The 9,146-nt window shown below is 68.0% G+C and carries 9 protein-coding genes and 1 pseudogene; 1 reads left to right on the forward strand and 9 read right to left on the reverse strand.

Annotated features, from left to right (window positions below; translation table 11 throughout):
* Nucleotides 1-1,716: 1,716 nt before the first annotated feature.
* Together K7B10_RS00240 and K7B10_RS00245 are read right to left on the reverse strand one after the other, a co-directional pair.
* A protein-coding gene (locus K7B10_RS00240; RefSeq protein ID WP_372481341.1) for an IS5 family transposase occupies nt 1,717-2,504 on the reverse strand; the annotation gives its coding sequence in 2 pieces (ribosomal slippage) (nt 1,717-2,427 and nt 2,430-2,504; 786 coding nt in all).
* A 165-nt stretch (nt 2,505-2,669) separates the two neighbouring features.
* Nucleotides 2,670-3,021: pseudogene (locus tag K7B10_RS00245) on the reverse strand (hypothetical protein).
* A gap of 402 nt (nt 3,022-3,423) precedes the next feature.
* On the opposite strand from K7B10_RS00245, the gene K7B10_RS00250 reads away from it, so the two are divergent.
* Nucleotides 3,424-3,666, forward strand: coding sequence for a cold shock domain-containing protein (locus tag K7B10_RS00250; RefSeq protein ID WP_229333926.1), 243 nt, complete (start codon nt 3,424-3,426; stop codon nt 3,664-3,666).
* Between the two features lie 155 nt (nt 3,667-3,821).
* On the opposite strand, the gene K7B10_RS00255 is transcribed toward K7B10_RS00250, so the two are convergent.
* The 7 genes from K7B10_RS00255 to K7B10_RS00285 form a co-directional block, all read right to left on the reverse strand.
* Nucleotides 3,822-4,382: a hypothetical protein gene (locus K7B10_RS00255; RefSeq protein ID WP_229333927.1), complete on the reverse strand. Its 561-nt coding sequence runs from the start codon at nt 4,380-4,382 to the stop codon at nt 3,822-3,824.
* A gap of 821 nt (nt 4,383-5,203) precedes the next feature.
* Nucleotides 5,204-5,395: a hypothetical protein gene (locus K7B10_RS41470; RefSeq protein WP_372481342.1), complete on the reverse strand. Its 192-nt coding sequence runs from the start codon at nt 5,393-5,395 to the stop codon at nt 5,204-5,206.
* A gap of 232 nt (nt 5,396-5,627) precedes the next feature.
* A complete protein-coding gene (locus K7B10_RS00265; RefSeq protein ID WP_030224583.1) occupies nt 5,628-5,831 on the reverse strand; it encodes a cold-shock protein in 204 nt (67 codons plus the stop codon).
* A 247-nt stretch (nt 5,832-6,078) separates the two neighbouring features.
* Nucleotides 6,079-6,417 (reverse strand): helix-turn-helix domain-containing protein, encoded by a 339-nt coding sequence (locus tag K7B10_RS00270; RefSeq protein WP_229333928.1) that lies wholly within the window; start codon nt 6,415-6,417, stop codon nt 6,079-6,081.
* A 1,054-nt stretch (nt 6,418-7,471) separates the two neighbouring features.
* Complete coding sequence (locus tag K7B10_RS00275) at nt 7,472-7,912, reverse strand: DUF2267 domain-containing protein (RefSeq protein WP_229333929.1); 441 nt, start codon at nt 7,910-7,912, stop codon at nt 7,472-7,474.
* Between the two features lie 64 nt (nt 7,913-7,976).
* Nucleotides 7,977-8,372, reverse strand: coding sequence for a DUF2267 domain-containing protein (locus K7B10_RS00280; protein WP_229333930.1), 396 nt, complete (start codon nt 8,370-8,372; stop codon nt 7,977-7,979).
* 110 nt (nt 8,373-8,482) lie between these two features.
* Nucleotides 8,483-8,917, reverse strand: a complete 435-nt coding sequence (locus tag K7B10_RS00285) for an Hsp20/alpha crystallin family protein (protein ID WP_229333931.1) — start codon at nt 8,915-8,917, stop codon at nt 8,483-8,485.
* Nucleotides 8,918-9,146: the final 229 nt, after the last annotated feature.

Genomic DNA, 9,146 nt, shown 5'->3' on the forward strand with positions numbered 1-9,146 from the left:
GAACCGGACACACCAGACGAAGACTTGTAGGACACCCCGACAGCCTCCCACCCACAACGCCGCCACATCCACTGAATCAACGAAAAGATCAGTAACTGATCGTTTCAAAATGGGTTGAGCTGCGTAGGTTGTGCGGTCGGGAATGTGCAAGGCCGATCGAGTGCTCTGCCAATGTAACGGCGAGCAGTTCCCTCTAGCTCGCGCACTCGGGCCTCCACGGTGAGCGTGGCGGGCAGGGTCGCTGCCGCGTCGAGCATGTGCGCCACGACGAGCGGAGGCACGGCGGAGACGGCCACCAGGATGGCGGAGGTCTGCATGTAGCCACGATCTGTCAGGTGTGCCGCAACCTGAGCTGACGGTGCGAGGCAGAGGGCGGTACCAGCGCCGATAGCGGCTCGCTCACTGACAGCAGCACGAGTGCGGCTTCCGCGATGCGTGCCCGGCGACCGACAAGGTCGCCGGGCAACACCAGCAGGCTCACGGGCGGGACGGCGGCGCCTCACGGCCCTGCGAAACGGCGTGAATCAGGGCAACCAGGACACCCTGATGCTGCCTGCACTCCCGGCGAAACCCCTAGTGTCGCTGATGGGGCCGGGGCTGCTGCCACCGTAGCCGCCAATGCCGGCGGACCCGAAGTCGCCGCTGGCGCCGCCGGCGCCGCTCGAAGACTCGGTACCGGCGCCACCGTGTGACCCGTCGTTAGTTACCAGCACGCCGACGCCACCGCAACCGGTAGCGGTGGCAATGCCTCCGGCGCCGCCGCCGCTCAGCGGAACCCCAAAAGCATTGCTTAGGCTGCCGCCGCCTCCGCCGCCGCCCGCAGAGAGCTGCATGCCGGTACTGGCACTTAGGGTAGATGCACCGCCGCCGCCACCACCAAAGCCGAGAACATCCTCGCTCGCGCCGGCGCCACCTTCCGCCCCGCCGCCCCCGTCACCACCGGCTGCGTTGCTGCCGCCCGAGCCGCCGCCCGAGCCCCCCGCTCCCGCTGCGAACTCAGTTCCGCCACCACCGCCGCCACCGACCGTACCGGAGAGGACGGTGCCCCTTGCCAGGAGCTTCGTGCATCGAACACTAGCGCCGCCGCCACCGCCGCCACCGCCATGAATGTCACCGAATTCGGAACCCGCCCCGCCCCCACCACCGCCCCCAACGAGATGGAAAGTCACCACCAGCCTGGCGGGGAGCCTGCACGTAAATGAGCCGGTGTACTCGCGGCCGTTCACGCAGTCGGGCGGGGCGTCTGCCTGGGCGGAGGTGGCCAGGGGGGCCGCTACTAGTGCGCTGGACGCCACCACGAGGGCGGCAGCCAAGGCGGTTCTGCGCTGCTTGATGCGGGTGGTGGAACGCATGACGAGACCTCTCAGATCTGCGGACCGCGACCGGATGTCGGCGCGGTAAGTAGGATTTGTCCGACTCGCGAGTCATGGGCAGCATGACATTCCGTTCACATTCCGGCCAGTCACGAGGCGAGCACTCCGTGTGATCACTGCAGTGAATGCCTGTCATGGGCATTCCGGCAGCCGGTACGCCACCACGCGGCGCCCCACACCCGCACCCGAGGACCACCACGGCTTGCCCTTCACCCGCCGCCTTGTCAGCCCGGGCGGTGGCCGCAACCCGGAGCCTGCGCGGGATGTGCCTCCCGGCTCGGGCCCTCCATCCCTTGGGGCCGGGCACTTGCGACAGCCTGTCCGGGCCGCCGCATCGGTCGCTTCAGGAGGATTTTCGAAGGCGCCGCAGGCAGATGATGCCGCAGGCGAGGTCGAGCAGGCCCTGGTGGAGGTCTGCGCGTTGCTCGTAGCGGGTGCGCAGGCGCTTGAACTGGTGGAGCCAGGCGAAGGCACGCTCTGCGACCCAGCGCACGGTGCCGAGTCCGGAGCCGTGGGCGGCGCCGCGGCGGGCGATCATCGACTTGATGCCGCGCTTCCAGAGCAGGCGGCGGTACTTGTCGAAGTCGTAGCCCCGGTCGGCGTACAGGCGCCGGGGCCTGCGCCGCGGACGTCCTCGCAGTCCGCGGATCGGCTGTATCGCGTCCAGCAGGGGAAGCAGCTGAGTGACGTCATGGCGGTTGCCTCCGGTGAGCGTCACGGCGAGCGGAGTGCCCCAACGGTCCACGATCACATGGTGCTTGGAGCCGGGGCGTGCGCGGTCAACGGGCGAGGGGCCGACATGATTGCCCCCTTTGAGGGCCCGGACGTGCGAGCCGTCCACGGCGCAGTCGTCCAGGTCCAGCAGATTCGCGCGGCGCAGTTCGGTCAGCAGCGCAGTGTGCAGGCGGGGCCAGACGCCGGCCTCGGTCCAGTCCCGCAGTCGGCGCCAGGCCGTCACTCCGGAGCAGCCCACGGCCTGCGCGGGGACATCACGCCAGGCGACACCGGTCCGCAGCACGTAGACGATGCCGGCCAGGGCCGCCCGGGGTGGCAGTAACGCCGACGGGGAGCGGGCGGCAGCAGCGGAGCCACCCGCTCCCAGAGACCATCCGGAACAAGATCAACACGCATCCCGACAGCTTGGCGACCAAGATCGACAAGCGCAAGGAGCCCAGCTCAACCCATTTTGAAACGATCAGTAACGGTCAGCAGTGCCGCCATGATGGCACCGGGCCCGGATCGCGGCCCTGAGCACCACTCTCCCATCGCCGCCGAAGCCTGTCAGTAACTTCTGCCTCACAGCCGCCGCTTGGCTGCTTCGACGCTGTCGCCGCCGCTCGTGTTGAACGCGATCGCAGCCTTCGGCGCATTGCGCCGGACCCGATTCACGACCTACTCAAAGAGTGGCAAAAGCGGCTCCGGCTTGCGGATCCCATCCCCGATGACGACGACGTCCCATTCGTGATCGGACAAGGCTGCAACGATTGCCGGCGCAGCCGACTCATCCAGCTCGATCAGTGTCATGGACGCATCGATGGCGTGTTCGCCAGATCGGGCCAGTTCCTGGTCGAGGGCCGCTCGAAGGGCGTCTCCATCTGTACCGGGCACTGCACGCGGGTCGATTTCCAAGAATGCGAATGCGAGGCATGCCCGAGAGGACATCCGTCCAGGTTCCCGCGGCACGCGGCCGGTGTCCTCAGGGAGGATATTCTGGGGGAATTGCGTGAACTTCCACCACTTCACGCTACCAACGGCCGCGGCAAGCACCCGAACCAGCGCCGTTCGAATCTTGAGCTCGCACACGCGCAGCTCAAGATTGAAACGGGTACTCAAAAAGCACGCCGCACCATGACTCGCCGGGCGCAGGAAGCAGCTGGTCCGATGTTCCTCCGCTGCCTGCCGCGAGGGGCCGCCCACCGCCTGCAGCCACGCCGGGGTCCGCTGCATCACGCCCCTGAACACGCCCTCCCCTCCCACCGAGAGCAGGCGGACAGTAACGGCTCCCAGATCCGGCCAATGAAGAGAGCAGAGCATGTCACCCTGCGGAATCGTGAAATGGTTCGACCCCGACCGCGGTACCGGTCTCATCAGCCAGGACGGAACCGACCCGGACATCCAGGCCGAGTCCCAAGCCATTCGCGAAAACGGACCCCGCCTGCGTCCCGGCGACAGAGTCCTCTTCGACCTCACCCACGACAGCGCAGGACTGCGCGCCGACAACATCCACCGCACGGAAGACACCCGCAGCCAAGACGAACCAGGGCAGCACAGCGACGGACAGACGCTGCGGTAGCCGGCTTCGGGCTCCATGGGGCGTGCAGGAATTCCGTCGGCCTGCGGATGTGCCGTCGAGCCGGTCAGTGACCGAACCTCACTGCTGTGCCGGGGCAGGTCAGTAGCGCTTGACCAGAACCGAGTTGGAGACCTTGCGTGCGCCATTGGGCAGCTTCAGGAGCGATCCGTCCGGGTTGCGGTTTCACTCAGCTGACGGTGAGCGAAGTTGTCCATGAGAACGACGTAGATCGTGCGGGCAGAACCGGGCTCGGACGGGGACAGGTGGACATCGAAGGTGTACGGGCCGGGCCGCCCCAGATCATCCTTGGGGTAATAGTTCGTATGCGGCACGGGCTTGCCGACGCCATCGAGCTGCACCATCCACGTCAGGCACCATCCCTCTTGAAGGTTGCAGTTGACCTCGGCGGTGAGAGACCCGTCCGACGCGACCGTCAGCTGCTTGGGCTCGATCGTGACGTCATGCCCTGGCTTGTCACCGCAGGCGGGCCGGCCCTGTTCCGGGCGGGGAGCAGGCAAGCCTATGGAGGAGGGGCTCGGATGCGGTGCGGAGGCGGACGCGGAGGGGGCGGGTTTGTCAGCATGGCGGTCACTCTTGCCGCTGAACACGCCGGACCACAGCGAGAAGACGCCCCCGATGATCACCCCCACAATGCCGAGGATCCCGACCTTCATGGACACATACAGACCACTCCACCAGCTGCTGAGCCAGCCCATCCCGTCTCCCTCACGCCCCCACGCCGAAGCTCGCCCCGCACAGCAGCGACAACAACGCGCGGGGCCGCAAGCAGGAAGCAGCGTGCCCTCACCACCCCCAGCAAAACAACCCTCTGTAATGAATCGGCTACAGACACACCCGGGGCGGGCCAACGAGGCCCTCCCCCGTTTACCGGACGACACGAGCACCGCTGAGCGAGTTCAGCACAGCCACCGCGCCACGGGACCGCAACCCCCGGGACAGGCCCCACGCCCCTATCGGGCGGCACGCTCCCTCCCACATCCGCCCCGCTCTCGCGCACCCCGACACCCAAGAGGGCCGGCACCGGCGCGCCGAACGCCCGGCACCCGCGCGGACCACACGCTCCCAACAGCCGGTCATGAAGCCGCATCAGGAGGCACTTTCCCTGCTGCGGCGACAGCCTTGCGGGCCATCGACCAGGCCGTGAAGCACGCGCAGCGATCCTCTGGGGAACGCCCCGGACCGAGTCGGCCGACTCGGGCCCGCATCCGGCTCTGGCCGCACTGTTGATGCTGCGCGAGGTCCGTGAACAGCTCGCCAGCTGGGAGAGCGGCCTGATCGAAACCGCCCGAGAGCAGGGCGCGAGCTGGGCCGAGCTCGCCGGACCTCTCGGTGTTGCCAGCCGCCAGGCCGCCGAACGCCGCTACCTGCGCCTGCGCCCCGGCACGTCCGGAAGCACCGGCGAAGAGCGCGCCCAGGCCACGCGCGACACACGTGCCGCAGACTGCGCCGTCACGGCCTGGGCCCGGGACAACGCCGCCCGCCGGCCTACGCCGACTCGCCGGCCAGATCACCGCCCTCACTGATCTCCCCGACGGCCGCCGCGGCGGCCGTCGGCGAACTGAACCGGGCCCTGGCCGACAACGACGCAGCCCGCCTCGTCCGGCCCCTGACCGACACCCGGGCCCATCTGCGCCCCGAAGACCGGGCCCTCGTCGATCACCTCGACGCCATGGCCCGACACACCGACCACCTCCGTCGGGACAGCCACGACCGGCGCAGCACCTGACCTCGGGTACTAACCGCAGCTCGACGAGCCCAGGCAGCTGCGTTGTTGGTGCACGGCCCAGACAGGATCAGGTCGTACGGCAACAGCTGCGCGGCCCTGATTCGCTATGCCGCGGATCCCGCCGACATCGCGCAGGATCCGCTGTTCGAGTCGAGCGGTACGGGCTGCGGGGGCAGCCTTAAGCGCCGGTCTCCGCGCCCACGGGTGGTGAAGATCAGGCTGGGTTGATGTTCTCGGCCTGGGGGCCCTTCTGGCCCTGGGTTACGTCGAACGTGACGGTCTGGCCCTCCTGGAGTTCGCGGAAGCCCGAGGAGTTGATCGCGGAGTAGTGGGCGAATACGTCCGGGCCGCCGCCGTCCTGGGCGATGAAGCCGAAGCCCTTCTCCGCGTTGAACCACTTCACAGTTCCCGTAGCCATGTCTGCTGCCTTCCAGTCGATGAACGCCTCCCGCCTATGCGGAAGGCGGAGGTGATCGTCCTGGTTCCTGCGGCACAGCACACCAAAACGCCCACACCGAAGGCGTGAGCAAGGGCGAACTTCCGAACCACGACAGCTGCGTAGACGCTACACGTCCACAACGGACTGTTACCAGGCGAACGAACGCGCGCCACAACCCCAAAACGCTCGAGTGGGCGTGCCCGCCATGCCGACGGGCACGCCCGCCTCAGGCTGCTGCCGGTGGATGCCCGGGAAACGCTGAGCGGCGGTGCTCGGCGTTGACGCGCTGCGCTTCTTCGAGCCGGACCTCGAGCATCACGATTCGGCAGGCCGCCTCGATGGGGGTGCCGTGGTCGACGAGTTCGCGGGCGCGGGCGGCGATGCGCAGCTGGTAGCGGGAGTAGCGGCGGTGGCCGCCGGCGGAGCGGAGCGGGGTGATGAGCCGGGCCTCTCCGATGGCGCGGAGGAAGCCGGGCGTGGTGCCGAGCAGCTCTGCGGCCCGGCCCATCGTGTAGGCGGGGTAGCCGTCGTCATCGAGACGGCCGAACGAATCGTCTGCTGTCATCGCACCTCACTGCGAAACAGGTAGAGGGAAAGGGTTCGGAACACGGGGAGGGGCCCTGGCGCGTACAGCACCAGGGCCCCGAAGGAACTGCTACACCATCTGCCGGCCCTAGTCCTGCGCCGGCCTACTGTTTCCGCCGACCCGACCGAGATGCTGCCGGGAGTGCGGGGATCGCGGTTGCTTGACCGGAGACCACCTCACTATCGATGTCCTGCGGTACCCGGACTCAACACTTCCGCCCGGGCGATCCTGATGGCGCCTCAACTCCTCCGTTCTTCCCTCGGCGATCAACTGCATACCAACGGGAGGGACTGCGAACTGCGGGAACTGCACTCACTGCGGTCCTGCTTGCACTGCTGATACTGCGAACTGCTGGTGGCCTGCGTAAGCGCCACTCTTCGGCAGCCAGCCCCGTTGCCCATCCTGCATCTGCTCTGGCTTAGAACCCCACTGCCGAACCTCCCGGTGCGCGCGCCCGCAGCCGACGCCTTCACCGAGGTACCTCTCACTCACTTCACTGCTGGGTACTGCGAACTGCACTTACTGCGGGTACTTCCACTGCGTGAACTGCGGTCCTGCTGATGGGGCCCCTGATGACTGCGGGCCACCCGGTCCGGTCGTCAGTCCCGTCGCCGTCCTGCAACAACCCTGGCTTCGGAACTCCACCACCGCACCGTCCTGCGCGCTGCACTTGCTGGTACTGCTGCCCGGCAGTTCGTCTCTGCCGGGCCTTGCTGTCTCTCTGGGCTACGAGAGAAACCATAACCACCGCACCACGCAATGTCTACTCTGGCCGTCATAGATTTTCCGACTTGCCAGTGAGAGGTAGACCTACATGGTCGGTCCAGGATGTGCACAGCGGCTTGCACAGCAGGTCAGCGGCGGGAAGCCCGCCGCCGAATGCGCGGGTCCTCCGCGTCTCGTCGATGGGCGTTGTACACAGCGGCTGTTGCTGATGCACGGGATGCCGTGCGCCCCTTCCTCGACCGTCTCCGTCAGCCCGGCGGCGGTCACGGAGGCCGCCGACACCGTGGTCTTGGTCGGTCCGAGCTCGTCACGAACGCCGTGCACGGCGCAGTTCGGCTTGGCCGAAGAGGAGGGCGTAGCCGTCGGGGAGCTGGTGCAGGATTCGGGTGAGGAGGTCGGGGCCGGCGAGGCGGGTGACGACGGAGAGTACGGCTCCGGTGTCCCAGCGGGCGACGGCCGGGCTCAGGCCGGTGTGGGCTGCCAGGTCTTTGATGAAGCCCCAGCCGGTGAGGTGCTGGGTGTCGGGGATCTGGGCGGTCAGGGTGAGGGCGGCCTCGACGGGCAGGCACTGGGCGAGGTCGACGCGTTCGTCGCCGGTGAGCTGGCGTCCGAGGGCGGCCAGGACGGTACGGATGGCTTCCGCGGCGCGTTCGCGGGTGGGGTAGGCGCCTTCGTAGCGCACGCGTTCCAGCATCTGGTCGAACGTCATGGCGTGGTGGGCCGGGTTCGGTCGAGGCTGGTCGTACATGGCTGCGGTTGCCCTTTCTCTGCGAAGGATCCGGCCTCCGGCCGGTGGAGGTCCGGTGGGCCGGTCAGGTGGGTTGGGGGTGGCCGAAGAGGAGGTCGTAGCCGTGCGGGAGCTGGAGGAGGACCTCGCGGGTGAGGACCTCGCCCGCGGCGGCGGCCGCGGTGGACAGGACGGCGCCGATGTCCCACAGGGCGGTCTTCTCGGTGGCGCCCTCGATCCAGGCCGCGGTCGCACGCACGAACCGTTCCGGCGTGAGCGGCTCCGCGGCCTGCAGGGGGTTGAGGAGGATCAGGGCGTAGGTCTCGGGCAGCCGGGCGGCGAGCTCGGCCCGTACGGTGCCGACCAGGTGGGCGCCCAGCAGGGCCAGGACGACTCTGGCCACACGGTCGGCGTCTTCGACGGTTTCGTACTCGCCGCGTTCCTGGACGTGGGCCAGGAACGACTCCCTGCGCATCGACATCACGCCACCTCCTGGGGAGGGGTGAAGGGGTCAAAAAGGGGGGGTGCGGAGGGCGGGGTGCCTGAGGGGGGTGGCTCTTCCCGCCCTCCGCGGCCGGCTGATGCGGGGGTTCAGCCGGAGATCTGCTTGCGGCCGCTCTCGCCGCCGATGCTGATCTTGCGGGGCTTGGCGCGCTCGGCGATCGGGATCCGCAGGGTCAGGACACCCGCGTCGTAATCGGCCTGGATGCGCTCGGTGTCCAGGGTGTCGGCCAGGACGATCTGCCGGGAGAAGACCCCGAGGGGCCGCTCGGAGAGCTCCACCTTCACGCCGTCGGCCTTCGCGGCCGGGCGGCGCTCCGCCTTCACGGTCAGCATGTTCCGCTCGACATCGATGTCGATCGCCTCGGTGCTCACCCCGGGGAGGTCGAAGGCGATCACGTACTCCTCGCCCTCACGGTAGGCGTCCATCGGCATGACCGACGGCTTCGACCAGGTCCCCGATGTCCCGGACAGCTGCTGAACGATCCGGTCCATCTCGCGGAACGGGTCAGTGCGCATCAACATCGCGAAACACCTCCAGTTGGTTCAGGCAGAAACTGCCAATGCGCTTCAACGTGCTCCCGTTGTAACATGTCATCGAAACGATGACAAGCAAGCCGTCATCGGGAGGATGACGAGAGACGGAGAGTCCCATGAACGAACCCGCCCCGCCGACACCCGTGCACTTCCCCGCCGCCGCAGCAGCACTGGAGGCCATCAACCAGTCCGTAAGAGACGCGCAGCAGTCCTCCGC

The organism is Streptomyces flavotricini (assembly GCF_020639365.1).
Classification (GTDB): domain Bacteria; phylum Actinomycetota; class Actinomycetes; order Streptomycetales; family Streptomycetaceae; genus Streptomyces; species Streptomyces flavotricini.

Coding starts and splice junctions, on each gene's coding strand:
- K7B10_RS00255 (WP_229333927.1), bottom strand. CDS start 4,382: ATGGGCTGGCTCAGCAGCTGGTGGAGTGGTCTGTATGTGTCCATGAAG.
- K7B10_RS00275 (WP_229333929.1), bottom strand. CDS start 7,912: ATGTACGACCAGCCTCGACCGAACCCGGCCCACCACGCCATGACGTTC.
- K7B10_RS00285 (WP_229333931.1), bottom strand. CDS start 8,917: ATGTTGATGCGCACTGACCCGTTCCGCGAGATGGACCGGATCGTTCAG.
- K7B10_RS00270 (WP_229333928.1), bottom strand. CDS start 6,417: ATGACAGCAGACGATTCGTTCGGCCGTCTCGATGACGACGGCTACCCC.
- K7B10_RS00265 (WP_030224583.1), bottom strand. CDS start 5,831: ATGGCTACGGGAACTGTGAAGTGGTTCAACGCGGAGAAGGGCTTCGGC.
- K7B10_RS00280 (WP_229333930.1), bottom strand. CDS start 8,372: ATGTCGATGCGCAGGGAGTCGTTCCTGGCCCACGTCCAGGAACGCGGC.